At 35.1% G+C, this 14612-nt stretch carries 23 protein-coding genes; 1 reads left to right on the top strand and 22 read right to left on the bottom strand.

What is annotated here, in order from left to right:
• The 22 genes from ACFIKX_RS07575 to ACFIKX_RS07470 all read right to left on the bottom strand — a co-directional run.
• On the bottom strand, positions 1-410 hold a 410-nt coding region (locus tag ACFIKX_RS07575; RefSeq protein ID WP_375628751.1), incomplete at its 3' end, for a type IV secretion system protein.
• A gap of 182 nt (positions 411-592) precedes the next feature.
• Positions 593-1534 carry a type IV secretion system protein gene (locus ACFIKX_RS07570; RefSeq protein WP_375628749.1) on the bottom strand — a complete coding sequence of 314 codons (942 nt, stop codon included), beginning with the start codon at positions 1532-1534 and terminating at the stop codon, positions 593-595.
• A gap of 69 nt (positions 1535-1603) precedes the next feature.
• Positions 1604-1756 carry a TrwH protein gene (locus ACFIKX_RS07565; protein ID WP_375654189.1) on the bottom strand — a complete coding sequence of 51 codons (153 nt, stop codon included), beginning with the start codon at positions 1754-1756 and terminating at the stop codon, positions 1604-1606.
• A 243-nt stretch (positions 1757-1999) separates the two neighbouring features.
• Positions 2000-2845 carry a type IV secretion system protein gene (locus tag ACFIKX_RS07560; RefSeq protein ID WP_375628745.1) on the bottom strand — a complete coding sequence of 282 codons (846 nt, stop codon included), beginning with the start codon at positions 2843-2845 and terminating at the stop codon, positions 2000-2002.
• 191 nt (positions 2846-3036) lie between these two features.
• Complete coding sequence (locus ACFIKX_RS07555; RefSeq protein WP_375628744.1) at positions 3037-3804, bottom strand: type IV secretion system protein; 768 nt, start codon at positions 3802-3804, stop codon at positions 3037-3039.
• A complete protein-coding gene (locus ACFIKX_RS07550) occupies positions 3801-6272 on the bottom strand; it encodes a VirB4 family type IV secretion/conjugal transfer ATPase (RefSeq protein WP_375628742.1) in 2472 nt (823 codons plus the stop codon). Before ACFIKX_RS07550 ends, ACFIKX_RS07555 begins: the two co-directional genes overlap by 4 nt.
• Before the next feature lie 2 nt (positions 6273-6274).
• Positions 6275-6583 carry a type IV secretion system protein VirB3 gene (locus ACFIKX_RS07545; protein WP_375613868.1) on the bottom strand — a complete coding sequence of 103 codons (309 nt, stop codon included), beginning with the start codon at positions 6581-6583 and terminating at the stop codon, positions 6275-6277.
• Between the two features lie 12 nt (positions 6584-6595).
• Entirely contained in the window at positions 6596-6904 is a 309-nt protein-coding gene (locus ACFIKX_RS07540) for a conjugal transfer protein (RefSeq protein ID WP_375613867.1), read from the bottom strand.
• Positions 6905-7029: 125 nt separating this feature from the next.
• Entirely contained in the window at positions 7030-7350 is a 321-nt protein-coding gene (trwL, locus tag ACFIKX_RS07535) for a VirB2 family type IV secretion system major pilin TrwL (RefSeq protein WP_375628740.1), read from the bottom strand.
• Positions 7351-7477: 127 nt separating this feature from the next.
• Positions 7478-7792 (bottom strand): VirB2 family type IV secretion system major pilin TrwL, encoded by a 315-nt coding sequence (trwL, locus tag ACFIKX_RS07530; protein ID WP_375613865.1) that lies wholly within the window; start codon positions 7790-7792, stop codon positions 7478-7480.
• A 114-nt stretch (positions 7793-7906) separates the two neighbouring features.
• Complete coding sequence (gene trwL, locus ACFIKX_RS07525; protein WP_375613864.1) at positions 7907-8218, bottom strand: VirB2 family type IV secretion system major pilin TrwL; 312 nt, start codon at positions 8216-8218, stop codon at positions 7907-7909.
• A gap of 127 nt (positions 8219-8345) precedes the next feature.
• Positions 8346-8669, bottom strand: coding sequence for a VirB2 family type IV secretion system major pilin TrwL (gene trwL / locus ACFIKX_RS07520; RefSeq protein ID WP_375613863.1), 324 nt, complete (start codon positions 8667-8669; stop codon positions 8346-8348).
• 56 nt (positions 8670-8725) lie between these two features.
• Positions 8726-9049, bottom strand: a complete 324-nt coding sequence (trwL, locus tag ACFIKX_RS07515) for a VirB2 family type IV secretion system major pilin TrwL (RefSeq protein ID WP_375628738.1) — start codon at positions 9047-9049, stop codon at positions 8726-8728.
• Between the two features lie 56 nt (positions 9050-9105).
• Entirely contained in the window at positions 9106-9423 is a 318-nt protein-coding gene (gene trwL, locus ACFIKX_RS07510) for a VirB2 family type IV secretion system major pilin TrwL (RefSeq protein WP_375628736.1), read from the bottom strand.
• Between the two features lie 56 nt (positions 9424-9479).
• The gene (trwL, locus tag ACFIKX_RS07505) at positions 9480-9797 is read right to left on the bottom strand and encodes a VirB2 family type IV secretion system major pilin TrwL (RefSeq protein ID WP_375628734.1); all 318 of its coding nucleotides are present in this window, start codon (positions 9795-9797) and stop codon (positions 9480-9482) included.
• 66 nt (positions 9798-9863) lie between these two features.
• Entirely contained in the window at positions 9864-10181 is a 318-nt protein-coding gene (trwL, locus tag ACFIKX_RS07500; RefSeq protein ID WP_375628732.1) for a VirB2 family type IV secretion system major pilin TrwL, read from the bottom strand.
• Positions 10182-10290: 109 nt separating this feature from the next.
• Entirely contained in the window at positions 10291-10605 is a 315-nt protein-coding gene (gene trwL, locus ACFIKX_RS07495) for a VirB2 family type IV secretion system major pilin TrwL (protein WP_375613155.1), read from the bottom strand.
• Positions 10606-10750: 145 nt separating this feature from the next.
• Positions 10751-11068, bottom strand: coding sequence for a VirB2 family type IV secretion system major pilin TrwL (gene trwL, locus ACFIKX_RS07490; RefSeq protein ID WP_375628730.1), 318 nt, complete (start codon positions 11066-11068; stop codon positions 10751-10753).
• Between the two features lie 137 nt (positions 11069-11205).
• Complete coding sequence (gene trwL / locus ACFIKX_RS07485) at positions 11206-11523, bottom strand: VirB2 family type IV secretion system major pilin TrwL (protein WP_375613157.1); 318 nt, start codon at positions 11521-11523, stop codon at positions 11206-11208.
• On the bottom strand, positions 11486-11785 hold the full coding sequence (korA, locus tag ACFIKX_RS07480) for a KorA family transcriptional regulator (protein ID WP_375613158.1): 300 nt from the start codon (positions 11783-11785) through the stop codon (positions 11486-11488). Before korA ends, trwL (ACFIKX_RS07485) begins: the two co-directional genes overlap by 38 nt.
• A 117-nt stretch (positions 11786-11902) precedes the next feature.
• Positions 11903-12532 (bottom strand): TrwN protein, encoded by a 630-nt coding sequence (locus ACFIKX_RS07475; protein ID WP_375613159.1) that lies wholly within the window; start codon positions 12530-12532, stop codon positions 11903-11905.
• The gene (locus tag ACFIKX_RS07470; RefSeq protein WP_375628727.1) at positions 12532-13146 is read right to left on the bottom strand and encodes a hypothetical protein; all 615 of its coding nucleotides are present in this window, start codon (positions 13144-13146) and stop codon (positions 12532-12534) included. Before ACFIKX_RS07470 ends, ACFIKX_RS07475 begins: the two co-directional genes overlap by 1 nt.
• A 128-nt stretch (positions 13147-13274) precedes the next feature.
• Here ACFIKX_RS07470 and ACFIKX_RS07465 point away from each other — a divergent pair, with 128 nt between their 5' ends.
• The gene (locus tag ACFIKX_RS07465) at positions 13275-13562 is read left to right on the top strand and encodes an H-NS family nucleoid-associated regulatory protein (RefSeq protein ID WP_015857007.1); all 288 of its coding nucleotides are present in this window, start codon (positions 13275-13277) and stop codon (positions 13560-13562) included.
• Positions 13563-14612: the final 1050 nt, after the last annotated feature.

The following is a 14612-nucleotide window of genomic DNA, read 5'->3' as shown; positions in this document are numbered from 1 at the left end:
AAGAAGACGGTTTCTTGGAAAAGACGGCCTGCATATTGAAATCCTTTGGTTGCTGCTGTGTCCAGTAAATTCATTAATTGTTTATCATCGAGTGGATTTGTTATGAGCGCTTTTGATAACTCATAGGGCATTTGTGTTATTAAATTTGTGATTTCTGGTTGATAAAGTCCTGTGGTAAGAGCTATTGAAGTAATAATACTTATCCGTAGGAAACGGTTTACGAATTCGGAGAGAGGCATATCGATAGCGCCCCGGATGATGAGCCATCCGTAGATGATGAAAGCGATTGTGATACCGATTGATACAAAGGGTGTAATTGTAACAATTGCTTTTGAGGAAATATCCGTGACATATGTTTTTGTTATCTGATCAATTTTATTGAAAAGTTGCGTGAACACTGTAAAGTCCATGGAATTCCTCTTTAACGAATTTTCAACTTTTTATCACCTTGGAACATAGATATATGCTAAACGCTTCATTTGCATTTATACATACCTAAGTATTTTCAGCACGATATCTTGGCTTTGATAAAATCTTTGTGCTTCTCTTAATTGTTCAGAGAGTACTGAACCTTCTACATTGGTTTTTGTTTTCATCGTATGATAGGCATCCCTTTTTTTTCATGATCAAAAATTTTCATATCAAGTTCGCGTCTTTTCCTTTTGATAAGTGATTGCTCAGCGTCACGTAAATGCGCTACCATTTCCATCTTTATAAATTCATTTTGGATCATGGCTAATGAACCATCGATATGTGCTTGAAGATCTGCAGTATCTTTCAGGTTTTCTTTTTTTTGAACTTCATCTAATAGATCTCTGAGGTATTGAAAACGATTTTCTACGTTTTCAAAAGTTTCTAAACTTACAGCTTTATCTAGTATCGATGCAAATTGTAAACGCCCAGAAATAGCTTTGCCCATTTGATCAAAAGGCCCAGAAACTTTGTTTTCGTCCTCTAATACCTCTTGATATGATTTCCTTGAAAGCTTATCACTCTTATAGAGCGATTCTGGTTCTTTGAGAAAAAAACTAGAAAAATCTATAGTTTTAGGTCCAGTTTTTTGACTATTTGTTATAGCCTGATAGGTTTTTTCTGTTTGCGAAAGTTGTTCTTTTTTCAACTCAAGCTGTTTTTTTAAGAGCTCAATAATTTCCCCTTTTTTTAATAGATTAGTAAGCTCCAGATATTTTGCTGATGGAGCAGATACGAAAGTTGATTTAGGTACCTGAGCTGTGGGAGATATTGGAGGTGTGTTAGATGGCTTAGAGCCACTAGGTTTGGACGGTACGCGATTTCTCATCGTTCCAAAATTAGAAAGGTCAATTTTAATATCGGGTGGAAGTTTACGTGGTGGCTCATAGCCTTTTGGTGGTTTTGGTTTATAATTGTTGCTTGAATCGAGATTTCCTGACCCTATAGTAGGAACTGCAAAACGGCTATGACCTCCTCCTTGCTTAGTAAGAGTGTCACTTCTTGCTAAGTTTGTTGTTCCAAGAAAAGCACTAATCGCTATGATAATAATCAGCTTTTGCATATTTCACACCTTTTAATTTTCACATATTTAGAAAGACTGACCATTACATTATTAACTTCATAAATCAGTTTATGAGATTCCGTTGTCTCCTCGCTTGATTTTGGCAGGGATTGTTTTATTAATAGGCACGCGGTTCCTATCATTGGGCTGTTTTAGCTTTGGTGCTAATACACAAGCCGATAAAAGGTTCGCAATCAAAATTACAAGAATGATCGACTTCATTTTAATATGACTCTTTTTTACTGTTATATACATTCTGATATTTGCTGTCATTATTATAATTTTGACACTAAAGTAAAGTGTATAGTTTACGATAATTTATCTTTTCTTAATTTCATTTTTTAATTTATGAAAATAGCTTAATTTCAGTGCAAATATTTTTTACTTTAGGATTGGATATTCTTGTTATTTTGTCATATGGATATTAAGGGCGTCTGTTACGGGAACCATTGCTTTTTATCTCATCTAGTTTTTATGTCTCCATAGATGTCCAAATGTAATGCCTTTTGCGAGAGAATTGGCCATGCTTGATAGTTTGAGTAACAGCATGATGGATATAATGGACAAGATGAGAGCTCCCCCAAACATGAAGCTTACATTCTGGTTGTAGTCGAGTTTCATATCGCTCAAATAGTTTGCAAAGATATTCATCATCAGATTAAATACAGTTGCTAAGAGTAGAAAGAGGATTATATAATTGACGACTTGGACTATCCATTGCTCGAAAAGGCGATGAGTTGGTTGCCAGAGCAAAGCAATGATGAAGATTGGCCCCCATCCTACGAGAAGTGTAATAGCGATTTTTGTCAGGAGCACGAGACCCCCACCGATTGCGACTACGAGGCTTGTTGCTAGCAAGATGAGGATTCCTAAGAGACTGTAAAGCAGTCCATTGGACTCGAAGAAGACGGTTTCTTGGAAAAGACGGCCTGCATATTGGAATCCTTTGGTTGCTGCTGTGTCCAGTAAATTCATTAATTGTGTATCATTGAGTGGATTTGTTATGAGTGCCTTTGATAACTCATAGGGCATTTGTGTTATCAAATTGGCAATTTCACTCTGATAAAGTCCTGTGGTAAGAGCTATTGAAGTAATAATACTTATCCGTAGGAAACGGTTTACGAATCCGGAGAGAGGCATATCGATAGCGCCCCGGATGATGAGCCAACCATAGATGATGAAAGCGATTGTGATACCGATTGATACAAAGGGTGTAATTGTAACAATTGCTTTTGAGGAAACATCCGTGACATATGTTTTTGTTATCTGATCAATTTTATTGAAAAGTTGCGTGAACACTGTAAAGTCCATGGAATTCCTCTTTAACGAATTTTCAATTTTTTATATGCTTTTTAAGCATTTTTCGTTGAATTTTTTTAAGGATAAAATGAAACTTCGTAGACCTTTTCGATCTATGAGAGAGAATTGAGTATTACGCATTAACTTTTTCTTTTTACGAGCATACAGGAAAAATAATATACAAAATATTGCTACAAAAAGCTTTATCTAATAAATCTTATGGTAGGCATTTTCGTGTTTTTACTATTCAAAATTTTTATGTTATGTTTATCTTTCTGTTGTTTGATAAGTGTATGTTCAGCATTGCGTAAATGTGTAACCATTTGTAGTTTTGCTGTTTCATTTTGTAGCATAGCAAGCATTCCAATTATATGTGCTTGTAACTCGGCAATACTTTTTAGATCTTTTGTTGTCGTGATCTCGTTTAATAGTTCTTCAATTTGCTGAAAACGATTGTTTGCTTCTTGAAAAGTTTTTAAACTTACGGCTTTATCAGTGATGGCTGCATATTGGATACGCTTGTTGATAAAACTGCTAGATTCATGGATAGTGACAGGAATTTCTTCTTCTTTTAAAATATTTTCAAGTGATGTAGATAGAGCAGAAGTTTTATTTCTATTGTAGAGATTCTCTGGATTTTTGAGAAAAAAGCTACTGTGATCTGTTTGTACATTTTTAAGTTTTTTAGTATCGAATTTTTGGCTTCCCGTTATAGACTCGTGTATCTTTTTTACTTCCTCAAGGTGTTTTTTTAGCGTATCGAGAAGTTGGGCATCAGGTGGCGCTTTCTTTTGCTGTGGAGTTTTTTTAGACTTTGATGTATTTGAAGATGAACTTCCAAAAAAATTGGGCCACTTCGTTGGAACGGATGCCGATAAATCCGCCGCCCCAGCGCCCCAAACCCAAGCCATCGCTGGGTTTGAAATCCCTAAAGTTATTACAACTACTATTGAAATGACCTTTTTTTTCATGTTTCCCTCCTGTCATTTTTTGCGTGCTGTAAGAAAATTGGTAACCATATTGCCGGATCATCACCAACTTCTGCGATAATGCTTTCGGCTAACTCCGCGTTATCAGGCGTTCCTGATAACACTAAGAGCTCGTCACTAAAGTCGTGTTCGATGGTTTTTCCATCGCGTGTCAGATGGAATTTACCAAGACTCAGTTCTGCAAGCGCAGATTGATCACCCTGCTTAATGAGGAATTGGCGACTAAACTCACCAAGTCCTTTAACGAGTTCAAATTCGGCATCTGTTAGTTTAAAGCCTTTTGTATAATCTTCATAATTTGCTTTGGGATTGGCTAGAAAAATGTAAGTTGCACACTGTTGAATGAGTGTTTTGGCAATATTACTTTCCAAGGCATCGCTAGGCTCTTGTGTTGCATAAACAAAAATACCATTTTGTTTACGGATGGTCTTTTGTTTATTTTTGGCTAAATCTTCAAAGTACGGATCTTGCAAAGGCTTCCAAAACTCGTCAAAGATATACATAAACCGCTGTCCGCTAATCATGCCTTCTGTGCGGTAAAGCAAATACATCATCACTGGAGTGCGAGTTTCAAAATTATCTAAGAATTCCGTGATATCAAAGCCGTAAATTTGATGTGTTGAGAGATCAAGAGCATCATGGGGATTATCAAACAACCACCCATAATCACCACCTTCACACCATTTTAGTAAGCGAGCATGAACAGATGGGTGAGCATTATAATCACTTAAACGTGGATTTGGTAAAAATTGTACTAGAAAGGACAAACGACGGAGTGATCGGTCAATGTTAGCACTCATAACAGACATAACTGCTTTGTTAATTTCTTCTTCGTCGTGATGCGTGACTTCACCACCAGCTTCTGCCAATTTTTTAACAAATTGTTTCAGAAAAATAAGATTTTCTTGTGTGGGTGGGAGTTGGAAAGGATTGAAACCACTTTTTCTGCCTGGCTTGAATGTTAAATATTTTCCACCCATCGCCCGAATGGCAATTTCCATGCCACGATCTTTATCAAAAACAACAGTTGTCGGCTTAAATTTTTGTGCTTGTGCTAACAAAAAGCCGAGTAACACGGTTTTACCGGAACCAGATTGTCCGATAAGTGCGGTATTACCAAGTAAACGTTTATCTGTCGAGTCCTCTTCAAGTTTGGAGGCATGAAAGTTGAAATAAAGCGGTGTTTTACTGGTTGTTTTAAGAATTGTGACGGCTGGTCCCCATGGGTTGCCAGTGGGTTTTCCTGACATAAAATTATGAAAAGATGAAAATGACAAAAAGTTCAATGATGTAATCGGAGCAGGACGTGGTCTCCATTTCCAATTGCCAGGAAGTTGTGCCCAATAGCCAGCCTCTATCGCTAAGTCTACAGGTTTAGGCAGTACCGCAACGTCTAGTAATGCTGCACTTGCTTTGGCCATATGGTCGCGAACTTGTTGAATTGTATCACCATAGATCGTCAATGTGCAGTGATGTTCTCCCATGACAAAATGCCCACTGATAAGCTGGTTTAGTGCTTCGTCAATTTGTTCAATTTGGCTCGTTGCCACATCTCGTGCATCAATCAGATTACGCTGATGCCTTTGTAAATAGTCTTTAGCAGCATGTCGGGAGAGCACTGAAAAGCTCTGCGTCAATACGAACTCGAAGTCACTTTCCAACAAACCATTTAATTGTCCTGGTTTGGTTGTTGCATCATATTCTTTAATTTCAAGCATTCCAAATCGACGCATTCCACTGGTTGTTCGCAGTTCACCAAGAGCGCCCCATTTTGAGAAAAAAGGTCGATTGACAGACATATAGTCAGCAAAACGGTCATGGCAAATTGGCATAGGGCGATATTCACCATTGACAAGCATTCCAAGGAATTCAAGTGCAGAAGAATAAACATGCCCATTTTTTTCATAAGCACCAAGAAGTTCTGCACCGTAACGGTTTAAAGATTGGCCTAAAGTACGATTGATGTCATTGAGTTCTTTGATACATGTGTCTTGTCGCATCTTTTTTTGATCAAGCGTTTCACGTTCATGTTTAGAAAAGAACGACATAATTTTATCCGCTATCGGTTGAAAAATGACAGTCAGATATAAATCATTGACCATCAAATTATAACCAGTAAAGCTTTGTCGATACTTTTCATCAAGTTGATAGCAAAACATTTGATCAAATGTTGAATCAGGATATTCATAAACACGGCGGCGCACAATATGCGTCCAAAATGATAAATTGGCTGATGCAAGACCCCGTAGAGTATTGTTAAGCTCTTTTATCCATTGAAAAATATCTTCTTCTGAAGCGCTTTGATGCGAACGCCCGTCAATTTTCCAAATTGACAAATATTCCGCATTTTTAGTAGAAATAATCGTATCTGTAATATGATGTGAATAAGGTAGAAATAGGCTTACAGGTGCCTCTGATGCAAGGCGTTTGCTGCTTTCAACAGCTGTCATGTTTATCTCCTTTTACTATAATCAGAGGGACTATAACTTGATGCGCCCCAAAAACCTTTGTTGCGATTGCGAAATTTAGTATCGATCCATAACCACCAGATACGAAACGCCTTATCATCGTTTTTAGTAATTTGCACCATAATAAACCATAATGGAGGTGCTATAATCCACAAAAAGATACTTACTGTCATAGCAATAACAGCAACCCCCATAACCATAACGATAAATGGCATCATGGGGACACCCCATATCGTTGGAACACGTGTTGCTCCCTTGAATAGGGGGAATTCTTTTTTTTCTTGCGATTTCATGGAATGTTCTCGTCACTGGAGGTGAAATAATATGTGGCTAATATAAAAAGCTGCACCAGCAATAATGACACTGAATGCCCATCGCATAAATGTAGCTCTTGCGATAATGCGAAATATATAAATAAGCAAAAGTAATAAAAGAATGATAGCAGCAACGATAGGAATAATTATACTTAATCCATATTGCATCCCTATGAAAACATCTAAACTCTTTGTTTCCGTCTGAGCATATGCAGATTGAGTTATTAATAACATAATCAAAGTTATAAAAATAGCACTAATCTTACATATTTTTGATTGAAGCGTATTTAATTGTTTCATATCTTTTATCCCCTTTTAATTAAAGTTGCTATAAATAATATTCCTTTTTTCGTAGTATGAGCGATATTATTACTGGTACAAATTTATAATCAATGAACATTAAAAACATTACGTATTATACTAATTTATGCTTGACCTGTAAATAGCAGTTTAGCAAGTTGGGTTGCTGAGCCAGCAATGACAACGCCGATTGCCCACCTTACAAACGTATCTTTTCCTATGTAGCGGCCTGCGTAACCAATTGCTAAGCACAAAAGTATCACGGCAGCAGCAACAGGAATAATGTGATCAATAAGATCTTTTTTTAGAGCAGTCAGAGCTTTTTCAGCAGGAGCTAATTGCGCATTTGCATATGCAGACTGTGTTATAAAAAATGTAATTATAGCTGTAGAAATTACTATGATTTTGTTGTTATTTTGTGTTTGGATATTAATTAATTTTCGCATATTTTACTTTCATTAAATTTTTATGAATATTTTATACTTTTTAAAATAAACAAATTGGTATCTTTATATGTTACAAATAGCAAGTATAAACTCTTACTTTAAAAACATTATGTGTTATATAAGCTTATTATTTACCTGTAAATAACAGTGTAGAAAGTTGTGTTGCTGAGCCAGCGATGACAACGCCAATCGCCCACCGTACAAACGTATCTTTTCCAATGTAGCGCCCTGCATAGGCAATTGCTAAACACAAAAGTATAACAGCAGCGGCGAGAGGGATAATCGCTTTTAAGTCATTTTGGAGTGCATCTAACGCCTTTTTTGCAGGATCTAATTTTACATTTGCATATACGGGATTCGTTATAAAAAAGGCACTTAGAGCTGCAGAAATTACGATAATTTTGTTATTATTTTTTAATTTGAGATTAATTAATTTTTTCATATTTTACTCTTATCAATACTTTGTATATTCTTAATATAAACGAAATATCACATAATATGTTTAAATTTATCAAACATAAACTCTCACATTAGAGACATTATGTCTTATAAAGACTCACACTTGCCCCTTGAATAACAGGCTCGCAAGTTGGGTTGCTGAGCCAGCGACGATAACACCGATTGCCCACCGTACAAATGTATCTTTTCCGATGTAACGTCCAGCATAACCAATTGCTAAGCATAAAAGAATAACGGCAGCAGCAACAGGAATAATATTAGTAGTAAGATCTGTTTGCAGAGTTTTTAAAGCATCTTCAGCTTTTAGTTTTGCATACGCAGGATGTACTATAAAAAATAAACTTATAGCCGAAGAAATTGCTGTGATTCTATTGTTATTTTTTAATCGGAAATCAATTAATTTTTTCATATTTTACTCTTAATTAATGCTCTTATTAATACTTTGTATTTATTATTATAAAACATATGAGATTTTTATATGTGTATAATAATTAGATATAAAACCTTATGATAAAAATATTATGCATTATATAGACTTACGCTTGCCCCTTGAATAACAGGCTCGCAAGTTGGGTTGCTGAGCCAGCGACGACAACGCCAATCGCCCAGCGTACAAATGTATCCTTTTCTATGTAGCGGCCTGCGTAACCAATTGCTAAGCATAATAGTATAACAGCAGCAGCGACAGGAATAATATTAGTATTAAGATCTTTTTGGAGTTCTTCTAAAGCTGTTTTTGCAGGAGCTAAACCGTTTGCTTGGGCCCATACGGGATGTGTTATAAAAAATACAGTTATAGCTGCAGAAAGTGTGATGATTTTGTTATTGTTCTTTGATTCGAAACTAATTAGTTTTTGCATATTTCTCTCACTAAGATTATAGATAACATTTTGTATTATAGCTATCATCTTTAATTTTAATTAACTGCACCTGTGAATAAAAGCTTAGCAAGCTGGGTTGCTGAGCCAGCGACGACAACGCCGATTGCCCATCGTATAAATGTATCTTTTCCGATGTAGCGTCCAGCATAACCAATTGCTAAGCATAAAAGTATAACAGCAGCAGCGACAGGAATAATATGAGTATTAAGATCTTTTTGGAGTTCTTCTAAAGCTGTTTTTGCAGGAGTTAATTTTACTTGGGCCCATACGGGATGTGTTATAAAAAATATAGTTATAGCTGCAGAAAGTGTGATGATTTTGTTATTGTTCTTTGATTCGAAACTAATTAGTTTTTGCATATTTCTCTCACTAAGATTATAGATAACATTTTGTATTATAGCTATCATCTTTAATTTTAATTAACTGCACCTGTGAATAACAGGCTCGCAAGCTGGGTTGCTGAGCCAGCGACGACAACGCCGATTGCCCATCGTATAAATGTATCTTTTCCGATGTAGCGTCCAGCATAGAGAATGGCTAGGCATAAAAGTATAACAGCAGCAGCAACAGGAATAATATGAGTAGTAAGATCTGTTTGTAGGGCTGTTAAAGCTTTGTTTGCATGTTCTATTGCTGCACATGCAGGATTTCTCATAAAAAATATAGTTACAGCAGCAGAAATTGCTGCAACTTTGTTATTACTTTTTGGCTGGAGGTTAATTAATTTTCGCATATTTCTCTCATTAAGATTTTAAATAACATTTTGTATTATAGCTGTCATCTTTAATTTTAACTAACTGCACCTTTGAATAACAGTTGAGCAAGCTGGGTTGCTGAGCCAGCGACAACAACGCCGATTGCCCATCGTATAAATGTATCTTTTCCGATGTAGCGTCCAGCATAGAGAATGGCTAGGCATAAAAGTATAACAGCAGCAGCGAGAGGGATAAGCAATTTTAAGTCATCACGGAGTTTTTCTAAAGCACCTTTTGCAGTTGTTAATTGTTGAGCATACACAGGATTGGACATAAAAAATACAGTTAAAGCTGCAGAGGTTTTAGTAGCTTTATTCCGAATTATTGTTTGAAGAACTTTTGATTTTTTCATATTGTTTATCTCAATTTAGATTTCGCTTTAGGATAAAAAGATATTTTATACAGCATGACTTTTTTATTACGCGCTTTTGAATAACATATTTGCAAGTTCAGCTGCTGAGCCCGCGATAACGACACCAATTGCCCACCGTACGAATGTATCTTTTCCGATGTAGCGCCCTGCATAACCAATTGCTAAGCACAAAAGTATCACGGCAGCAGCAATGGGGATAATCGTTTTTAAGTCTGTTTGGAGTGCAGTTAAAGCTTTGTTTGCAGGCTCTAAAACTACTGCTTGGGCTAACACAGGATTAGCGATAAAAAATACAGCTGAAACTGCAAAGTTTTTAATAGTTTTATTATGAATTATTCTTTGAAGGATATTTAATTGTTTCATATTTTTATCTCAATTTATATCACATTGGTATGAGTAATCTCTTTTCTTCAATATGTTTTTTATTGAATACAATGAAAATACTGAAATCTAAATTTTCTTTCATGAAAATTTATGCAGTTTTAAATAATAAACCGGCAAGTTCAGCTGCTGAACCAGCGATAACGACACCAATTGCCCACCGTACGAATGTATCTTTTTCGATGTAGCGCCCTGCATAACCAATTGCTAAGCACAAAAGTATCACGGCAGCAGCAATGGGGATAATCGTTTTTAAGTCTGTTTGGAGTCCCTCTAAAGCAGTTTTTGCATTTGTTAATTTTGCTTGAGCATACGCAGAATTGCTCATAAAAAATACAGTTAAAGCTGCAGAGGCTTTAGTAGCTTTATTCCAAATTATTGTTTGAAGAATTTTTGATTGTTTCATATTGTTCAACCTTATCAAATTGTATTTGGCGCAAGTAGTTTTTCCATGAAATAGGGATAATTTCATTGAATTGATGTGGAATAAAAGTATTAAAGTCTAAAATTCTTTTTTCATGAAAGAAATACTTCGTGTTTAATAGGATTTATCAGGTGTTTTTAAATAACAAATTAGCAAGCTCAGCTGCTGAACCAGCGATAACGACACCAATTGCCCACCGTACAAATGTATCTTTTCCGATATAGCGCCCTGCATAACCAATTGCTAAGCACAAAAGTATAACGGCAGCAGCAATGGGGATAATATCTTTCAAGTCTTTTTGGAGCGCTTTTAAAGCGTTGTCTGCAGGAGTTAAAACTACTGCTTGGGCTAACACAGGATTGGCCATATAAAATACAGTTAAAGCTGCAGAGGCTTTAGTAGTTTTATTCCAAATTATTGTTTGAAGAGTTTTTAATTGTTTCATATTGCTTATTCCAATTTAGATTACAGTTAGTATAAATAAACTCTTTTTTCGATATAGTTTTTATTGTGCTAAATAAAAATACAGAAATCTAAGTTTCTTATTTCATGAAAGAAACATTTTATGTTTAAATAGATTTATCAGTTGGATTTAAATAATAAATTGGCAAGTTCAGCTGCTGAACCAGCGATAACAACACCGATTGCCCACCGTACAAATGTGTCTTTTCCGATGTAGCGCCCTGCATAACCAATTGCTAAGCACAAAAGTATCACGGCAGCAGCAATAGGGATAATCGTTTTTAAATCTGTTTGGAGTCCCTCTAAAGCTTTTTTTGCAGGAGCTAAACCCGCTGTTTGGGCGGATACAGGATTGGTCATAAAAAATACAGTTAAAGCTGCAGAAAACGCAGCAATTTTATTACGAGCTGTTGTGTGAAGAATATTTAATTGTTTCATGTTCTTTATCCTGATTAAGATTAAAACTCCCACAAATGACCCCTCTTTCATGAAGAAACTTAAAGAGATATTTTGGATCAGCCCAAGTTCTTAGTTTTCCTCTTTGTGTAAGTAATGTATATTTATTTGGCTTTCCGGTAATTGGATCATCAGAAATAAATGTGAAATACCATTCTCTTTCTGAAAGCATCACGACTGTAATCTCACGTGCTGCTTTTTGACTAAATGCCATATCAACGCTGTTTTGTTCTATCATTTTCATTATCTTTGCCCTCAATTAGAAGAGATTTTGTTCAATCTTACTAATTAGAGCTTTAACATTTTCTTATCTACCTTTCATTATAATATCCTATCAAAATTCTAGGTTTTCGTGAAAATATCAGTCATCACTCAGTGATCTTCTCGATGAAGAAAAATCTTCAGCTGAAAAAGCATCTCTGGCGCTACTTTCTTTATGTGTAAATGCATCTTCTTCTCCTTTTGAAGAGAGAGAAAGAGAATCTACTTTAGTTGTCTGTTCTGGTTCTTCTTTTTTAAGCTTTACAGGCTCCTGCAAGTCTTCATTTCCTCGTACAGCAGCTTTTACTCCAATATATGAAGTAACTTTTTGCATACGGGTGTGGCTTGAGTTTTCTGTATTGTAAAAATTCAGCACAGACTGCAAAGTCGCTTTTTCAAAGACGCACTTTGATGTTGTTTGTTCATAGCAGTAAGTTAAAGCGCTTTGTGCAGCTGTAAGATTTCTGCAAAAATCAAATGCATCAAAAAGAGAAAACAATTTCACATTTCCAACACCAATTTGCCCTAAAATTATGTTAAAATTATGTTCACTCTGTTCAGCTGTTGCGATTGTTTCCTTAAGCTGAGATGATTGATAGAAGAAGTTATCTTTATCATCTGTTACATAGACATTGTCCCGCGCTTCTTGTTTGGCGATAACTGAAAATGCTATGGGGGGCGTATTGGATATGTATGCAGCAGCAAAAAATGTGAAATCTGGAACAATCATTAGCAATACACCTTATTACGAAGAATTTTATTAATACAAATGCTAATTCTGTGTTGTGCTTTTTCTCGTTGTCTTTTGATTTTATAAATTTGCAGAATGAGATTGTTTAGCTTAGAATATTCCTTGTGATTATTGCTTTGTTTTCTTCTAAGAATATTTCTAATATATGCGAATATCCAACCAACAAGATAAAAGTGTGGAATAAAATAGAGCACATTACGCCAACCAATATTATTGGAATCACGAAAAAAGGCGCTGCTTTTAAAAAATAATAATCTTTGATACTGTATTGAAGCTGCTTGTTTTATATAATTCTCTAGTTGCAAAAATTTTTTCAAAAAAAATTTATACGAAGTAAAAAGCCGTTGTGTGTAAGGGGAGGTTTTACTGTTATAATGAACTACACTATCATTATACAGAGAGGGCTTGTTCTTTGTTGTGTATTGCCATAATTTATAGAGTGACGATTTATATTTACTTTTGACTACTGATTCATGAGAGTCAGAGAGGTGTGATGGTGTTTGAGCACTGCATTTAGTAGTTCCAGTAATTGAACTGAAAAAAGATGCAGTGGTGGTAGTTGATATACCAATAAACAGTTCTTTGTGGCTCAAAGCACATCTCCGTCAAAGTGATATATGTATCGTAATTTTAATTTCGATAATAAATAGACAGAAATTGTCTATAATTGTGTTTAAAATATGGCAAGAAAAGATTCTTTTTTGCAAGGGGAGTAATTAAGGTGAATGATCTCAAAAATATGAATTTTGATGAACTACAAGAGATGCGTACACAAATCGATGTGGAATTAAAAAAACGGCAAGCAAAGGAAAAGCAAAATGCGCGACGAAAAATTCTTGAAATTGCTAATGCCCATGGAATTGATATCGCTGATCTTGTGAGCAAAGAGCGCCATTATAGAAATCCCAATAACCAATGGGAATTATGGAATGGGCGTGGACGTAGACCTAAGTGGATTAAAGAGTGGTTGGAGAATGGGTATACACTTGATGAACTCGAAGTAACGTAACACGTGTGCGATCTTTACAAGATAAGGGAATACCAAGGAATGTAAATGCAAGAAGTATGCTCTTTTGGGTAATTTAATTGTATAAACATACTGAACGAATATATTAAAGTATTGAGTTACCAAATACAATGATAGGGAGCGTGAAAAAGTTTATTTAAATGCAAAAGGTCTTGTTGTTATAATCTGGCAAGCATAATGATGATGCCAGATTGAAATATTGTAATTGCTTTTGGCATGTGAGAGAGGGGGGATATTTTACTTCTTTTTATCGTTTCATTAACGTTGCTCTTTTTAGTCTATGTAAATAAATAGTTTTATTGATTATTTACAAAAATGGTCGAAATGAGAATAATTTATTGCATAGGGATTTTAACTCAATATGTAAAATGATAATTTTATCAATTAATATGTTAATAAATTAGCATACTTATATTTTTGAAATACTGTTCTGTAGAACAAGCCTGATGTTATAGATTTTGTTTGGTCTTTTTTCTGTGAGATTATATATGAGGCATTTACTTTATTTATCGTTCGTTTAGTTGAGATGAGTGAGTATGTAGAAAAATGGAAAATTTCTATGGCTGTTATGGGTTTTATAGAATTTATGACATATTTCTGAGCGTTTGTGATTAAAATTCATTTCTGAGCGTTTATGAATAATGAATAAAGAGCGTATTTGAAAATAAAAGGATTGGATCATTTCTATTGCGGTTTATCTTCTTTTATGGTGTGAAATAGGGGGTGATATGCAGGTTTACAATTGTGTGTGATGGTATAGTGTACGGAATACTTTTTATATATTGGAATATTTTTTCTAAAGTCGTGTGGCATTCCACAATAAGTTAAAGAGTTTGTCTGAGAAGCAGAATGTCCCAAACCGAATACATTTATGTTTCCAATTTACGTGCTTTTTTAAAAGAAAAATTTTTCAATGCAATTAAGCTTATTTTATGGCGCTTTTCTTGAATAGTATAACGTAAAAGTCCTTATGATCATATAAAATCCATTGTACACCACCATTTTTACTTCGATAAAAAGTGTATGCCGGTG

The sequence above is a fragment of the Bartonella sp. CM86QHHN genome (assembly GCF_042194695.1).
In the GTDB taxonomy this organism is placed as follows: domain Bacteria; phylum Pseudomonadota; class Alphaproteobacteria; order Rhizobiales; family Rhizobiaceae; genus Bartonella.
This window is presented reverse-complemented; position numbering and strand designations above follow the sequence as displayed.